13 protein-coding genes and 1 riboswitch are annotated in these 14,735 nt (G+C 58.2%); of the genes, 6 read left to right on the forward strand and 7 right to left on the reverse strand.

Annotated elements, in window-relative coordinates; genetic code table 11:
• Positions 1 to 197 precede the first annotated feature (197 nt).
• From tig to lon, 4 genes are all read left to right on the forward strand, one after another.
• Positions 198 to 1,619 carry a trigger factor gene (tig, locus tag HDF08_RS09920; RefSeq protein WP_179638923.1) on the forward strand — a complete coding sequence of 474 codons (1,422 nt, stop codon included), beginning with the start codon at positions 198 to 200 and terminating at the stop codon, positions 1,617 to 1,619.
• Between the two features lie 55 nt (positions 1,620 to 1,674).
• Entirely contained in the window at positions 1,675 to 2,265 is a 591-nt protein-coding gene (gene clpP, locus HDF08_RS09925) for an ATP-dependent Clp endopeptidase proteolytic subunit ClpP (RefSeq protein ID WP_158792738.1), read from the forward strand.
• Between the two features lie 164 nt (positions 2,266 to 2,429).
• Positions 2,430 to 3,716, forward strand: coding sequence for an ATP-dependent Clp protease ATP-binding subunit ClpX (gene clpX, locus HDF08_RS09930; protein ID WP_179638284.1), 1,287 nt, complete (start codon positions 2,430 to 2,432; stop codon positions 3,714 to 3,716).
• 230 nt (positions 3,717 to 3,946) lie between these two features.
• Positions 3,947 to 6,373 (forward strand): endopeptidase La, encoded by a 2,427-nt coding sequence (lon, locus tag HDF08_RS09935; RefSeq protein WP_179638285.1) that lies wholly within the window; start codon positions 3,947 to 3,949, stop codon positions 6,371 to 6,373.
• A gap of 76 nt (positions 6,374 to 6,449) precedes the next feature.
• Here lon and HDF08_RS09940 read toward each other — a convergent pair whose 3' ends face one another.
• From HDF08_RS09940 to thrC, 3 genes are all read right to left on the reverse strand, one after another.
• Positions 6,450 to 6,599, reverse strand: a complete 150-nt coding sequence (locus HDF08_RS09940; RefSeq protein ID WP_179638286.1) for a lmo0937 family membrane protein — start codon at positions 6,597 to 6,599, stop codon at positions 6,450 to 6,452.
• A 163-nt stretch (positions 6,600 to 6,762) separates the two neighbouring features.
• A complete protein-coding gene (locus HDF08_RS09945; protein ID WP_179638287.1) occupies positions 6,763 to 7,044 on the reverse strand; it encodes a MoaD/ThiS family protein in 282 nt (93 codons plus the stop codon).
• The gene (thrC, locus tag HDF08_RS09950; RefSeq protein WP_179638288.1) at positions 7,044 to 8,324 is read right to left on the reverse strand and encodes a threonine synthase; all 1,281 of its coding nucleotides are present in this window, start codon (positions 8,322 to 8,324) and stop codon (positions 7,044 to 7,046) included. Before thrC ends, HDF08_RS09945 begins: the two co-directional genes overlap by 1 nt.
• Positions 8,325 to 8,447: 123 nt before the next feature.
• Positions 8,448 to 8,568, reverse strand: a riboswitch (SAM riboswitch).
• Positions 8,569 to 8,732: 164 nt separating this feature from the next.
• On the opposite strand from thrC, the gene HDF08_RS09955 reads away from it, so the two are divergent.
• Positions 8,733 to 9,035 (forward strand): hypothetical protein, encoded by a 303-nt coding sequence (locus tag HDF08_RS09955; RefSeq protein WP_179638289.1) that lies wholly within the window; start codon positions 8,733 to 8,735, stop codon positions 9,033 to 9,035.
• On the opposite strand, the gene HDF08_RS09960 is transcribed toward HDF08_RS09955, so the two are convergent.
• The 4 genes from HDF08_RS09960 to nuoI form a co-directional block, all read right to left on the reverse strand.
• Complete coding sequence (locus HDF08_RS09960) at positions 9,032 to 9,424, reverse strand: response regulator (RefSeq protein WP_179638290.1); 393 nt, start codon at positions 9,422 to 9,424, stop codon at positions 9,032 to 9,034. The genes HDF08_RS09955 and HDF08_RS09960 overlap by 4 nt on opposite strands.
• Before the next feature lie 203 nt (positions 9,425 to 9,627).
• Complete coding sequence (metH, locus tag HDF08_RS09965) at positions 9,628 to 12,351, reverse strand: methionine synthase (RefSeq protein ID WP_179638291.1); 2,724 nt, start codon at positions 12,349 to 12,351, stop codon at positions 9,628 to 9,630.
• Positions 12,348 to 13,466: a homocysteine S-methyltransferase family protein gene (locus tag HDF08_RS09970; RefSeq protein ID WP_179638292.1), complete on the reverse strand. Its 1,119-nt coding sequence runs from the start codon at positions 13,464 to 13,466 to the stop codon at positions 12,348 to 12,350. The genes metH and HDF08_RS09970 overlap by 4 nt, the downstream gene beginning before the upstream one ends.
• A 123-nt stretch (positions 13,467 to 13,589) precedes the next feature.
• Complete coding sequence (gene nuoI / locus HDF08_RS09975) at positions 13,590 to 14,093, reverse strand: NADH-quinone oxidoreductase subunit NuoI (protein ID WP_179638293.1); 504 nt, start codon at positions 14,091 to 14,093, stop codon at positions 13,590 to 13,592.
• Between the two features lie 39 nt (positions 14,094 to 14,132).
• Between nuoI and HDF08_RS09980 the strand changes: the two genes are divergently transcribed.
• Positions 14,133 to 14,684, forward strand: coding sequence for a molybdopterin-binding protein (locus HDF08_RS09980; protein ID WP_179638294.1), 552 nt, complete (start codon positions 14,133 to 14,135; stop codon positions 14,682 to 14,684).
• Positions 14,685 to 14,735: the final 51 nt, after the last annotated feature.

Below are 14,735 nucleotides of genomic sequence, written 5' to 3' on the forward strand. Positions count from 1 at the left end.
CTCCGAAGTTGTGGAGCAGGGTTTGCGGAGAGCTTGCGAAGACAGGTGTAGGCGCAGGCGACGGTGGCTGGTTTGACCCCCTCGTACCGGGACTCGTACAGTAGAGAAAGAGGCGTGGATCGCGCTCGTCAGGATAGCGGCGTCGGCGCGGCATACACAGACGCACTTTGGAAGGCATGGAATTGACCCCGACTGAGATGACAGAGACCAATGAGACTGCAGAGCTGCAGCCAGAAGTAGCGACAACGCAAGATCATGAGCATCATGACCACGCTCACGACCATCACGATCATGAGCACACCCATCAGCATGCGCCCGCGCTTAACCCGGAGCTGACCCGGGAGATTGACGTCGAGGTTGGCGCTGACGAAGTATCGAAGAGCTTCAAGACCGTAGTGAAGCGATACCAGAAGCTGGCGAGGATTCCTGGCTTTCGCGCGGGAAAGGTGCCTGAGACGCTGGTGCGCTCGAAGTTTGCGAAGGAGGTTCGGCAGGAGGTTCTGGAGAGCCTGGTGTCGGAGCGCTTCCGTAAGGCAATTGATGAGCAGAAGCTGCGTCCGGTGTCGGAGCCGCAGTTGCTGGATCTTCAGTTGTTCGACGGCCAGCCGTTGAAGTTCAAGGCTGCGTTTGAAGTTGCACCGGAGATCGACGTTGCCGGCTATGACAGCGTCTCGGTGACCAAGCCCGAGGCTTCGCTGACCGATGAGGAGTACGATGCGGAGCTGGCCCGCGTGCTGGATGGCCACGCTACCGTCGAGCCGGTGGAAGAGGATCGTCCGCTGGTCGATGGCGACTGGGCGCAGATCCAGTTTCGCGGCGAAGTAAAAGACGTGGCGCAGACGGTGACCGAGGCTGGCGTGCAGAGCGTTTCGAACAGCGAGCCGATTACGGGCGAGGATGTGCTGATCGAGATTGGCGGGAAGAATACGCTGACTGCCTTCAACGAGGCGCTGCGTGGGGCGAAGGCTGGGCAGGGGCTGAAGTTCGAGGTGGACTATCCGGCGGACTTCGGCGAGCGGCGGCTTGCCGGGCAGACTGTGAGCTATGACGTGACCGTGAAGGGCATCAAGCACAAGAGCTATCCGGAGCGGGATGCGGAGTTCGCCAAGCAGCTGGGCAACTACGAGAGCTGGGAGGAGTTCGAGAGCAAACTGCGCGAGCATGCTTCGGATCGCAAGAAGAACGCGCTCGAGAACGCTGCGAAGGACAAGATGCTCGGTGAGTTTGTCGAGAAGTTCCAGTTCCCTGTTCCCGAGGCGTTTGTGCAGCAGCAGGTCGAGGCGCGGCTGGATCGCGGGCTGCGGGCACTGGCGCAACAGGGTATGAAGGTTGAGGATATGCGCAAGCTGGACTTTCAGCAGCTGCGTGCCTCGCAGCGCGACCTGGCGGTGAACGAGGTGAAGGTTTCGATGATCCTCGATCGCATCGCGGAGGTGGAGGGCGTCACGCTGAGCGAACAGGATCTGGAGCGCGAGTTGTTGTTGCTCTCGATTCAGTCGCGTGAGCCGCTGGAGACGCTTCGTGACAGGCTGTCGAACGATGGCGGGCTGGACCGGATTCGCGAGCAGATGCGGCGCGAGAAGACTGGAAGCGTGCTCTACGAGAAGCTGGCTTCGTAGATATAAAAAACAAAACAGAGGATTCTGTTTAAAGATTTTTTAGAAAGAGAGCGTTATGGGACTAGTACCGATGGTGATCGAGCAGACGAGCCGGGGCGAACGCGCCTACGACATTTACAGCCGTCTGCTGCGGGACAACATCATTTTTCTGGGCACGCCAATCGATGACAACATCGCCAATGTGATCATTGCGCAGATGCTGTTTTTGAGCCAGGAAGACCCAGAGAAGGATATTCAGCTCTACATCAACTCGCCGGGCGGATCGATCACGGCCGGACTGGCGATCTACGACACGATGCAATACCTCAAGAACGATGTGGTGACGTTCTGCATTGGGCAGGCTGCCAGCATGGGCGCGTTTCTGTTGATGGCGGGCAAGAAGGGCAAGCGATTTGCTCTGCCGAACTCGCGCATCCTGATCCACCAGCCGTCGATGGGCGGGCTGAGCGGACAGGCTACCGATATCGACATCCATGCACGGGAGATTCTGCGCATTCGCGAGATCACGAACAAGCTGATGAGCGCCAGCACGGGCCAGACGCTGGAGCGGATCGAGCGGGATGTGGAGCGCGACTTCATCATGACGGCCGCGCAGTCGAAGGAGTATGGGATCATCGACGACATCATCGATCGGCCCCGCACCTAGTTACCGCGGTGCTATTGGAAGAGCCCGGGCACTGGTTCGGGCTCTTTCGCATATGACCATTTCGGGGTACTCCGGTGCCCTTCGAACCATGCTTTGTAAGTTGAATCGGGTGTAAACTTACAGCAGGACTTTGTTGTGCGCACGACTCAGGAGTAGTCGCATCTATGAAAACTTCACGGGGCTCAGACGAATCTCTTCGTTGTTCTTTCTGCCATAAATCGCAGGACGCAGTTGCCAAGCTGATCTCATCGCCTTCGGACTATCCAAGGGCGTATATCTGCGATGAGTGCGTGGCGGTTTGCAACTCGATTCTGGAAGACGACCGCACCGAGACCCAGCCTGGCGCTGCACCGGCTCACCTGCCTAAGCCGCAAGAGGTAAAGGCTTTTCTAGATGAGTATGTGATCGGGCAGGACCAGACGAAGAAGAAGCTCGCCGTGGCGGTTTATAACCACTACAAGCGGATTCAGATGAACAAGACGCGCGGCAACGATGTGGAGCTGGCGAAGTCGAATATTCTGCTGGTGGGACCGACGGGTTCAGGCAAGACGCTGCTGGCGCAGACGATGGCGAAGATGCTTGACGTGCCGTTTGCGATTGTGGATGCTACGACGCTGACCGAGGCCGGGTACGTGGGCGAGGATGTTGAGAATATCATTCTGAAGCTTCTACAGGCTGCAGATGGCGATGTGCAGCGCGCGCAGAGCGGGATTATCTACATCGACGAGATTGACAAGATTGGGCGCAAGGATGAGAACCCCTCGATTACGCGTGATGTTTCAGGTGAGGGCGTGCAACAGGCGTTGTTGAAGCTGCTGGAAGGTACTGTTGCGAATGTGCCACCACAGGGTGGGCGGAAGCATCCGCACCAGGAGTTTACTGCTGTTGATACAACGAACATCCTCTTTATCTGCGGCGGCGCCTTTGTCGGGCTGGAGAAGGTGATCGGGCGGCGAATTGGCAAGAAGGCGCTTGGGTTCAAGGCGATTGCCGATCCGGATGCGAAGGATGGCGATGTGACGCCGATTCGGGCACAGCGGGACGCGGAGTTGCTGCGTCAGGCGGAGCCTCAGGATCTGCTTAAGTATGGATTGATTCCCGAGTTTGTTGGACGACTGCCGGTGTTGGGGATTCTCGATGAGTTGGATGAGGTGGCCCTGGTTGAGATTCTGACCAAGCCTCGCAATGCGATCTTGAAGCAGTACACGAAGCTTTTCGACTTTGAAGGTGTGAAGGTGACCTTCACGGATGAGGCTGCGCGGGAGATCGCTCGTGAGGCGCTGCAACGGAAGGTCGGAGCACGCGGTCTGCGGATGATTCTGGAAGAGCTGATGCTGGATCTGATGTACTACGTTCCAGGAAACAAGAAGGTCAAGGAACTTTCGATCACAGCGGAGATGGTGAAGAAGCACAGCCTTACGCTGCCGATGCTGCTGGAAAAAGCAGGTTAGGCATCAGTTTGTCGCACAGATTGTTTGAGGAGATGGAATTACTTTGATGTCAGTGGGTCGCAACGATATCGATTGTCGTTGCGATTGCTGCTTTAACAGCTGAGTATATTTTTCAATTCCCTGCCAGTTGTATTTGTGGAATACCTTTATGTCGCGCGAGGAATTACAATCACCTGAAGCCGCGACGCCACTGCATCATTTCTGGCGTTTTAACGTCTAATTGGAGAGAGATGACAAATCAACCAAAAAAAGCGCTAAGCGGCGATGTTCGCAAGCTTCCGATGATGCCCATACGTGACATGGTCATCTTTCCTCATATGATGACGCCGTTCGTTGTTGGGCGCGAGTCCAGTGTTCGGGCTCTGGAGGAGGCACTGTCGGGGGACCGCAAGATCTTTCTCGCAACCCAGCACGATGCTTCCGTGGACGAGCCGAACGCCGATGATATCTATGAGACGGGCACGATTGGCAATATCGTCCAGAGCGTGAAGATGCCGGACGGAAATATTAAAGTGCTGGTTGAAGGCGTGGAGCGGGCGCACGCTACCGAGATTAATGACGTTGATGGGTTCTTTGTCGCGACGGTACGGACCGGCCAAACGCAGCTGGAGATGACGCCGCAGGTGGAGCAGTTGATGCAGCGGGTGCACTCGCTGTTTGAGCAGTATGTGAAGCTGCAGCAGTCGTTGAACTACGAGACGATGGCGGCGAGCGTGCGCGCGGATGAGCCGGCAAAACTGGCCGATACGATTGCGGCAAACCTGCAGCTCTCGATTGAAGAGAAGCAGCAGCTGCTCGAGGTCTTTGACCCGGAGAGCAGGCTGACCAAAGTTGCGGATGTGCTGGATGTCGCGATTGAGAAGCTGAACATGGATCGCACGATTCAGTCGCGCGTAAAGCGGCAGATGGAGAAGGCTCAGAAGGAGTATTACCTCAACGAGAAGATCAAGGCGATTCAGAAGGAGCTTGGTCGCGGGGAGAAGTCTGAGTTCGACGAACTGAAGAAGAAGATTGAAGCAGCAGGGATGCCGAAGGATGTACTGGAGAAGTCGCTGCAGGAGCTGAAGAAGCTTGAGGCGATGCCGCCCATGTCGGCCGAGTCGACGGTGTCGCGGAACTATCTGGACTGGCTGCTAGCTGTGCCATGGAAGAAGCGGTCGAAGGAGATTCGTTCGATCGAGCATGCGGAACAGATTCTGAACGAAGACCACTATGGGCTGGAGAAGATCAAGGAACGGATCCTTGAGTTCCTTGCGGTTCGGCAGCTAGTAAAGAATCCTAAGGGATCGATTCTCTGCTTTGTCGGGCCTCCGGGGGTTGGTAAAACCTCACTGGGGATGTCGATTGCGAAGGCTACGGGTCGCAAGTTTGTGAGGATGTCGCTGGGCGGCGTTCGGGACGAGGCGGAGATTCGCGGGCATCGCCGCACTTACATTGGCGCTCTGCCAGGGCAGATTATTCAGTCGATGAAGAAGGCTGGAACGAAGAACCCGGTGTTCATGCTGGACGAGATCGACAAGATGGCTTCGGACTTCCGCGGCGATCCGGCGAGCGCGCTGCTTGAGGTGCTGGATCCGGAGCAGAATACTTCGTTCCAGGATCACTACCTGGATGTTGAGTACGATCTGTCGCAGGTGCTGTTTGTCGCTACGGCGAATGTGCTTCACACGATTCCCGGCCCACTGCAGGACCGCATGGAGATTCTGCGGCTGCATGGTTACACCGAGATCGAAAAACTGGAGATTGCCAAACAGTATCTGGTGAAGAAGCAGCGGGAAGGCACGGGGTTGACGGAAGAGCAGATCGTCTTCGAGGACGATGCGCTGCGGCAGATCATTCGCGGTTATACACGCGAGGCTGGTGTCAGAAACCTTGAGCGTGAGATTGGGAATGTGTGCCGCAAGGTTGCACGGCGCGTGGTGAAGAACGGCGCGGAGCATAGGGAGACGATCAGCGGGGAGAATATCGGGGATATTCTCGGCGTAGCGAAGTTCCGCGACTCACAGGTTCACGAGAAGAGCGAAGTTGGCCTGGTGACGGGCCTTGCGTGGACCGAGATGGGCGGGACGATTCTGCAGACCGAGGTGCAGGTGCTCGACGGCAAGGGCAAGATGACGGCGACCGGGCAGCTTGGCGATGTAATGCAGGAGTCAGCGCAGGCTGCACTGACTTATATTCGTTCGCGCTCGCATCATCTTGGGCTTGCGAAGGACTTTTATAAGAACGTCGACATCCATGTGCACGTGCCGGAGGGAGCGATTCCGAAGGATGGTCCATCGGCGGGCATCACGCTGGCTACCGGGCTGGCAAGTGCGCTTACCAAAATCAAGGTGCGGCGTGATATTGCGATGACCGGTGAGATTACTCTGCGCGGCAAGGTGCTTCCGATTGGCGGTCTGAAGGAGAAGCTGCTGGCGGCACATCGCGCGGGAATCTTCGAGGCGATTCTGCCGGAGGAGAATCGCAAGGATATGGCGGATCTGCCGGAACTGCTGAAGACGAGCATGAAGCTGCACTTTGTTGAAGAGATGGATCAGGTGCTGAAGCTTGCGCTTGAGGGCAATCTGCCTGAGCTGCAGGAAGAGACTCCTGAGGCTTTAGCAAACGTCATACCGGCGGTTGGGATCGAGATTCCTCAGCCTGTAGCGCACCAATAGATCCAGCTTTCGTAACGCGAAAAGGCCGAACCTTTAAAACAGGTTCGGCCCTTTTCTTTTACAAAACTTATGGCGTTCAGACGGCGCGTCGGCCGCTGACGAAGTTCATGATGATTGAGATCAAGGCAAAGATCAGAAGCAGATGGATGAGGAAGCTGCTGACGTGAAGAACAAAAAAGCCACCGATCCAAAGCAGGATTAGTACAACTGCAAGAATGAGAAACATGATTGACCTTCTTTCCTAGAACTGAGTTGCGCACCAACGCGCGAATGTCTACAGCACATAAGAGTTGAAATGCACCCTACGCGTTGCTCCGGCTCAAGATATTGGTCAAGTATGGTGTGGAGGCGGTCCTTACGGCTCAGCGTATCAACTGTTTTCAGGCAGTTTAGATGCAGCCGCCGGCGATGGAGGGGATGAGCATAATCTCGTCGCCGTCCTGGAAGGCGTAGGTTTCGCCACCGAGGAAGCGGATGTCCTCGTCGTTGACGTAGATGTTGATAAAGCGGCGGAGCTTGCCCTCTTCGTCCTTGATCTGGGTGGAGAGCGCGGGGAAGGTCTGGTCAATGTCGGCGATGAGGCCGGGGAGGTTGGCGGCCGCGGAGCTGAAGTGCTTGCGGCCATCGGTGTGGCGGACGAAGGCAGTGGGGAGGGTAACTTTGATCGACATTAGAGGGCTCCTGCTGTGGCCAGTTCTGGCTCTGTGATTCCGTCGAGTTCCCGGAGGTAGGCGTCGAAGTCTGCGAGGCGCGGACGGACGGCGCGCTCAGGCTGATAACGGCCGGTGAGTGCGTCGGTCGTTTTGAGTCCGTTGCCGGTGATGCAGGCGATGGTGATCTCGTTGGGGCTGATGCGGCCGTCGGCGTAAAGACGCGCGGTGACGGCGGTGGTGACCCCGCCGGCGGTCTCGGTGAAGATGCCTTCGGTCTCGGCTAGCTCCTGAATGCCTGAGACGATCTCCACGTCGGAGACGTCCTCCGCCCAACCTCCTGTGCTGCGGATCATCTTCGCCGCAGCGGGTCCGTCGGCTGGGTTGCCGATGGCAAGTGAGCGGGCGATGGTGTTGGGTCGCTGCGGCTCGATGGTGTCAGTTCCCTCTTTGACGGCGACGGAGATGGGAGAGCAGCCGGAGGCTTGAGCGCCGAAGAAGCGGACGGGCTTGGCGTCCACCAATCCCAGATCGATCAACTCTTGAAAGGCCTTGCGAATTTTGCGGATGAGTGAGCCGCCGGCCATGGGGACGATGACGTTATCGGGGAGACGCCAGCCGAGCTGCTCGGCGATCTCGTAGCCTACGGTCTTCGAGCCTTCAGCGTAGTAGGGGCGGAGGTTTACGTTGACTAGGCCCCAGGCGTACTCGTCGGCGATCTGGGTGCAGAGACGGTTGACGTGGTCGTAGTTGCCGTCGATGCGAATGAGGCGTGCGCCATAGACAAGGGTGTTGAGGATCTTGGCGGGTTCGAGGTCGGCGGGGACGAGGATTGTGGCTTTGAGGCCAAGACGGGCTGCCTGAGCGGCGACGGAGTTGGCGAGGTTGCCGGTGGAGGAGCAGCCGACGATCTTGAAACCGAACTTCTGCGCGTTGGCGAGCGCGACGGAGACGACACGATCCTTGAAGCTGAGGGTTGGGAAGCAGACGGCGTCGTTCTTGATGTAGAGACTGTTGGCACCGATATGCTTGCCGAGGTTTTTGGCACGGACGAGCGGGGTGAAGCCTACGGGGAGATCGGGCTCGAAGCCTTCGGGGATGGGGAGGAGAGCGGCGTAACGCCAGATGTTGGCCGGCCCGGCTGCGATGTTTTCCCTGGTGAAGATGCCTCGGACGGCCTCGAGGTCATAGGCGATTTCCAGAGGGGCGAGGCAATCAGGACAGGCGGAGAGGGGTTGGTTGCCGAACCGCTTGCCGCACTCGTTGCACTTCAGCTCGTACCGGCTACAGGAGTAGTTCATCGTGCTCTTTCCGAGGGGAAAGGGGTGAACTTTTGCGCTTACTCTCTTTTTTGGGGGTCGCCGGATAGGCTGGGAAGGTGAAATGCGGGGTACAAGCCTGGAACTCTGGCTTGCGTGCTCCGAATCTCATGTTCCCTGTAGCAGCCTAAAAGGCCCCCAGGAGAGAGTTGACACCGGTACGCGTTTGTTCTGTCCGGTTGTCGTGGCGTCAAAGGGCTCGTCCCTCAACCACTCTGCATGAAATTCAAATCTGCCGAAGCAGACTGGAATACATCGTTTGTACCACAGGCTGGCTGACGTCGCAACTCTGTGGAGATTTTGACGCGGAAGTTGTATCGACGGGATGCGGGTGGATGGGTGTACTGGGCAGGTGGTGAGTGCACGAATCTAGTTGAGGAGAGATCGCCGATGAAGAGAGAGATCGAGTTTGTTGGGAGTTTTGCGATGAGCGTGCTGCTGCTGGCTGGTTCGTTCGCGGTGGCGCAGAGTGCTACGACGGCGAAGGCGAAGAAGTCTGCGGCTACGACAACGACCGCCGCGGCTACGAGCACCACGACTCAGAGTGCAGTTCCGACTGCGAATACTCAGGCGGCTCCAGCTGCCAATGGGCAAGCGAACGGGGCTGCAGCGACGACTTCGACCACTGTGACAACGAAGCCAAAGACCATGGTCAGCGCGGATAAGCGGACGATTCCGGTTCCACAGATTTAGTTTGAAGCGGCATTCGACGGAAGCGGGATAATGTCCTTGACTCCCTTGGCGAAGGCGGCGGGGTCGAACTCTGTGCGAACGATCTCGTCGGGGCAGTCGGTGAGGATCGCGACGCGCCAGTTGCAGACGAAGGCTACGAGCTGCTGATGCTGGGCGGTCTTGATCTCAGAGCACATCTGTTCGGCGCGAGGAATGCCTTCTTCCCCTTCCACGTCGATCAGGACGAGATCGTAGTGGCGCGACCGAAACATGGACAGACCTTCGGCGTGCTCGAGGGAGGAGTCAACGTGAAATCCTGAAAGCCGGAGAACCTGATCGCGGAGGGGCCGAATGGTCTCGCGGGTGCAGATATGCAAAATGGACCGAGTGCCGTTGATGGGAGTTTCCATTGGTTCTTAAACAACTTTCAGCTAGACCATACGCCCAATCTTCAAATCCTCAAAGAGAACGCTCCTGGGTTGGGATAAGGAGACTTTCCCAGGCCAATCGCGTTTGAAAACAGTCACTCTTATTTTACCGGAGGTTTGGATTCCATAGGCAAATCGAGAGGCTGGGCTCACCTTACCGACCGCGGTCTTGATTGGAAGCGCAGTTACTCGGGATCGTAGTTCAGATTCTGGCCCAGCCATCGCTCGACCTCAGCCACGCTCATTCCCTTGCGCTTGTGATAATCGGCGACCTGATCGCGATCGATCTTGCCGAGACTGAAGTAGCGTGACTCCGGGTGTGCAAAGTAGAGCCCACTTACGCTCGAGCCAGGCCACATCGCGAATGACTCCGTGATCAACATGCTGGTGTTGGCCTGCACGTCGAGCAGACGCCAGAGTGTGCCTTTTTCGGTGTGGTCGGGGCAAGCCGGATAACCCGCGGCAGGCCGGATACCGCGATATTTCTCTTGGATGAGATCGGCGGGAGTGAGACCTTCTTCGAGCCCGTAACCCCACTCGTCCCGGACGCGTTTGTGCAGGCACTCGGCGAAGGCTTCGGCGAGCCGATCCGCGACAGCCTCGGCCATGATGGCGCTATAGTCGTCGTTGTCGGCCCGGAAGCGATCGCAGAGGTCCTTCAGGCCGATGCCGGTGGTCACCGCGAAGGCGCCGATGTGATCGGACAGCCCTGCCTCGGTGGGTGCGATGAAATCGGCGAGTGATCGGCATGGTTCGCTGCCCTCCTTGTTTGCCTGCTGGCGGAGGAAATGAAAGCGGTCGAGCTCTGTCTTGCGCGTGTCGTCTGAGTAGAGCGCCACATCGTCGCCAACGGCGCTGGCAGGAAAGAAGCCGTAGACGCCGCGCGCGGTGATGAGGTTCTTCTCGATGATGCGATCGAGCAGAGTGTTGGCGTCCGCGAAGATCTGGCGGGCTTGCTCGCCCTGTTGTTCGTGCTCGAGGATGCGAGGGTAGACGCCCTTCAGGCCCCAGGCGTGGAAGAGGGGTGACCAGTCGATGTAGTCGCGCAATGTGGCCAAAGGAAAGTTATCCAGCACACGTACCCCGGTGAACGCGGGTGTGGGTACGTCTTCGGTTCGCCACTCAATCGAAGTCCGTCTTGCGCGAGCGGCCTCGAGGGAGATTACCGTCTGGCGCGGTGCGGAGTGGGCGGCACGGAGGGCTTCGTACTCGGTGCGGTGCTGCGCTACGAACGCCGGCTTACCTTCGTCGCTGAGAAGGCTGGTCGTGACGGGTACGGCGCGGCTGGCGTCAAGGATGTGGACCACCGGCTCGCTGTAGTGCGGCGCAATCTTGATGGCTGTGTGCCTGCGGCTGGTGGTTGCGCCGCCGATGAGCAACGGCAGTTTAAAGCCCTGCCGTTCCATCTCCCGAGCTACGTGCACCATCTCGTCGAGTGACGGCGTGATGAGGCCGCTGAGGCCTATAAGGTCGACCTTCTCTGCCTTGGCGCGTTCGAGGATCTTCTCGGAGGAGACCATCACGCCCATGTCGATGACCTCGTAGTTATTGCACGCGAGAACGACGCCGACGATGTTCTTGCCGATGTCGTGAACGTCGCCCTTGACGGTTGCGAGCAGGATCTTTCCCTGAGCCTTGACGACCTGGCCCAAGGCGGCCATCTCGGCTTTTTCGGCCTCCATGAACGGGGTCAGATGCGCTACTGCCTTCTTCATGACGCGGGCGGATTTGACGACCTGGGGCAGGAACATCTTTCCAGCTCCGAAGAGATCGCCTACTATTCCCATGCCGTCCATCAGTGGACCTTCGATGACCAGCAGAGGACGGCCAAGCTTGACGCGAGCTTCTTCTGCGTCGAGTTCGATGTAGGTATCGATGCCTTTGACCAGGGCGTGGGAGAGACGCTCCTCGACCGTGCCATTGCGCCACTCTTCTGCCTTCTTCTCACTTGCGACCGATCCTGTACCTGCGGCCTTCAGGGCTTCGCCGTACTCTACCAGTCGCTCAGTCGCGTCCGACCGGCGATTGAGTAAAACATCTTCAACTAAAACTTTAAGTTCCGGCTCGATCTCCTCGTAGACCTCGAGGATTCCGGCGTTGACGATTCCCATGTCCATGCCTGCGGCGACGGCGTGATAGAGAAACGCAGAGTGCATGGCCTCGCGCACCTTGTTGTTGCCACGGAAGCTGAAGGAGATGTTCGAGACGCCGCCACTCACCTTTGCGTTGGGCAGGTTGGCCTTGATCCAGCGCGTGGCGTTGATGAAGTCGACGGCGTAGTTGTTATGCTCCTCCATGCCGGTGGCGACGGTGAGGATGTTTGGGTCGAAGATAATGTCTTCGGGCGGGAAGCCGACCTCGTCGACGAGGATCCGGTGGGCGCGTTCACAGATGCGAATCTTCTCCTCGTAGGTCGCGGCCTGGCCTTGCTCGTCGAAGGCCATCACAACGACCGCCGCCCCGTACTTCAGCACGGTCGCAGCGTTCTTGCGAAACTTCTCTTCGCCCTCTTTAAGCGAGATCGAGTTCACGATACCCTTGCCCTGCAGGCACTTCAGTCCCGCTTCGATAACCTCCCATTTTGAGGAGTCGATCATGAACGGAACCTTGGCGACTTCGGGTTCGCTGGCTAGCAACTGCAGATAGCGCGACATTGCTGCGACGCCGTCGATCATGCCCTCGTCCATGCAGATGTCGAGAACGTTGGCGCCGTTCTCAACCTGCTGCCGGGCTATGCTGACCGCTTCTTCGTACTTGCCCTCTTTGACCAGCTTGGCGAACTTCGGAGAGCCGGCAACGTTGGTCCGTTCGCCGATCATGATGAAGACGCCAGCCTGCTGGGTGAAGGGTTGTGATCCTGAGAGGCGAAGCGGCTTGGGATGCGTCGGCTCGGCTGCGCTTACACTCACGCGGCACGCTCGATCTGACGGACCAACTGTCGGGGCGGTTGGCCTTCGAGTGCCTTGGCGATCGCTGCGATGTGCTCGGGCGTGTTGCCGCAGCAGCCGCCGGCGATGTTGATCAAGCCTGCCCGTGCGAAGTCGCCAAGATAACGCGCCATATCTTGCGGTCCGAGATCGAAGCCGGTCTCGGAGAGAGGATTTGGCAGGCCGGCATTCGGGTAGCACGAGATCGCCACGTCCGCTTTTGTTGCGAGCTCGTCCAGGAACGGATACATCAGATCGGGGCCGAGAGAGCAGTTGAGCCCAACGGACAGGGGCTTCACGTGCTTCACTGCGTTCCAGAAGGCCTCCGTGGTCTGCGCGGAGATCAGCGTCTCGCCGCCGCGCCCGACTGCTGCCGAGATCATCACCGGAAGCTCCTTATTGTTCGCCGTAAAGCCGTCCTGGTCGAAGACTTCGCGGATGGCTACGAGTGCGGCCTTGGCGTTCAGAGAATCGAAGATTGTCTCGACCAGCAACAGATCGGAGCCGCCTGCGATGAGCGCACGAACCTGCTGCATGTATGCGTTTTTTACCTGATCGAACGTGACGACGCGGAAACCCGCATCATCTGCATCGGGGGAGTTCGAGAGAGAGACGGTCAGCGGACCGATCGCTCCTGCAACAAAGCGTTGGCGCCCGGTTTCATTCGCGACGCGGTCGGCCCATTCGCGACACTGCCGTGAAGACTGCTCGTTGATCTCCCATGCCAGATTGTTGAGCATCGGATCGTCGATGATCTTCTGGTAGAACTCCGGATCTTTGCGGCCGCCGTGTTCGCGGGGATCGTCTACGAAGAACTCGCTCTGGGTAATGCTGGTCGCGCCGAAGGTGTTGGTCTCGATGATGTCCGCTCCCGCCTCCAGAAAGCGGCGATGGATGTCGCAGATCATCTTCGGCTGGGTCAGGGAGAAGAGATCGCCGTTGTTGAGCAGGTCCTTGGTCGAATCCTTGAATCGCTCGCCGCGGATGTCAGCTTCCTTCATGCCGTAGGTGCGGATCGTCGTGCCCATTGCGCCGTCGATAATGGCAATTCGGCTCTTGAAGATCTTTTCAAGGGGATGTTGGTTAGCTGTCTTCATCTTTATTTGATGTCCTTCACTGGTTGCGCGGTGCGTTGTCGCGCCGGTCGTAGTGCGGAGAGCCACCGGGACTCACCGTCAGGTTCTGTAAACATCAACGTGGATCTTTTATGCGCGAATCTCTTAGGCGAGGATCTCTGCCTGGTCTTTCTGGGACCGCACGGCATCGGGAAGCGCTGGTGTGGGAATGAGCAGGTCTTCCTTGCGCATGACGAGGGTCGTGGCGTTGAGGCTGGCAAGCTCGAACCCGTGACCGTGGGTGATGGCGTCGGTGGGGCAGGCCTCGACACAGTAGCCGCAAAAGATGCAGCGGTTGTAGTCGATGTTGTAGACCTTAGCGTAACGCTCGGCGGAGGAGATGCGGGTCTCTTCGGTGTTCTCTGCGGCCTCGATGTAGATGCAGTTCGAGGGGCAGGCGGCAGCACAGAGGAAGCAAGCAACACACTTTTCGAGGCCGTTCTCGTCGCGCTGGAGTTGGTGCTTGCCGCGGAAGCGCTCCTCAAATTTGGCTCCGCGCATGGGACCTTTGCCGTCGGGATAGTTCTCGACTTCGGTCGGCTGGAAGACCTGCTTCATCGTGATGCTCATTCCCTTGGCAATGGCTGCGGCGTCGCGGACGATAGACATGCCTTGAGTATACGACGGGGGCGCGGTAGGCTGAAAGCCATGAAAAGCGCATGCCTCCCCCTCTCGATGCTCGTAAGTCTTTGCTTTGCCGGAGTGATCGCCGTCGAGGCGTGCGCGCAGACGGTTCCGATGGGGGTAATGGCAGAGCACCAGCACGCTCCTGCGCAGCCTTCGACGAGCCTGATGTTAACCCTGGATGGCAAGGCGACGACGCTGTCGGTTGCGGATCTATCGGCAATGCCGCAGACGACGATCACCGTTCACAACGAGCACACCAAGGCGGATGAGACCTACTCCGGTGTGTTGCTGGGGGCACTTCTGGCGAAGGTTGGACTGCCCGTGGATAAGACGACGCACCAGAAGATGTTGCGAAGTTACCTCGTGGCGGAGGGGACGGATAAGTATTGGGTGCTTTACTCGGTTACAGAGATTGAGGGGTCAGAACATAACGGCACGGTGCTTGTTGCGACCAGTATGGGAGGTAAGCCGCTGGGGGACGATGGGCAGTTCAAGCTTGTCGATAGTGAAGACAAGAAGCCGCAGCGTTGGGTACGGAATCTAAGTGCGATTACGGTGAAGAGCGCGGAGTAGTGCCGGGTGCTCTCATATGTACGCGGCGTCTTCGGCGGCATCAAATATCCC

The sequence above is a fragment of the Tunturiibacter empetritectus genome, from assembly GCF_013410875.1.
GTDB lineage: Bacteria > Acidobacteriota > Terriglobia > Terriglobales > Acidobacteriaceae > Edaphobacter > Edaphobacter empetritectus.

Bases quoted from the DNA above. Each gene is read 5' to 3' on its own strand.
- tig (WP_179638923.1), top strand. From the start codon at position 198: ATGACAGAGACCAATGAGACTGCAGAGCTGCAGCCAGAAGTAGCGACA.
- clpP (WP_158792738.1), top strand. From the start codon at position 1,675: ATGGGACTAGTACCGATGGTGATCGAGCAGACGAGCCGGGGCGAACGC.
- clpX (WP_179638284.1), top strand. From the start codon at position 2,430: ATGAAAACTTCACGGGGCTCAGACGAATCTCTTCGTTGTTCTTTCTGC.
- lon (WP_179638285.1), top strand. From the start codon at position 3,947: ATGACAAATCAACCAAAAAAAGCGCTAAGCGGCGATGTTCGCAAGCTT.
- HDF08_RS09940 (WP_179638286.1), bottom strand. From the start codon at position 6,599: ATGTTTCTCATTCTTGCAGTTGTACTAATCCTGCTTTGGATCGGTGGC.
- HDF08_RS09945 (WP_179638287.1), bottom strand. From the start codon at position 7,044: ATGTCGATCAAAGTTACCCTCCCCACTGCCTTCGTCCGCCACACCGAT.
- thrC (WP_179638288.1), bottom strand. From the start codon at position 8,324: ATGAACTACTCCTGTAGCCGGTACGAGCTGAAGTGCAACGAGTGCGGC.
- HDF08_RS09955 (WP_179638289.1), top strand. From the start codon at position 8,733: ATGAAGAGAGAGATCGAGTTTGTTGGGAGTTTTGCGATGAGCGTGCTG.
- HDF08_RS09960 (WP_179638290.1), bottom strand. From the start codon at position 9,424: ATGGAAACTCCCATCAACGGCACTCGGTCCATTTTGCATATCTGCACC.
- HDF08_RS09970 (WP_179638292.1), bottom strand. From the start codon at position 13,466: ATGAAGACAGCTAACCAACATCCCCTTGAAAAGATCTTCAAGAGCCGA.
- nuoI (WP_179638293.1), bottom strand. From the start codon at position 14,093: ATGTCTATCGTCCGCGACGCCGCAGCCATTGCCAAGGGAATGAGCATC.
- HDF08_RS09980 (WP_179638294.1), top strand. From the start codon at position 14,133: ATGAAAAGCGCATGCCTCCCCCTCTCGATGCTCGTAAGTCTTTGCTTT.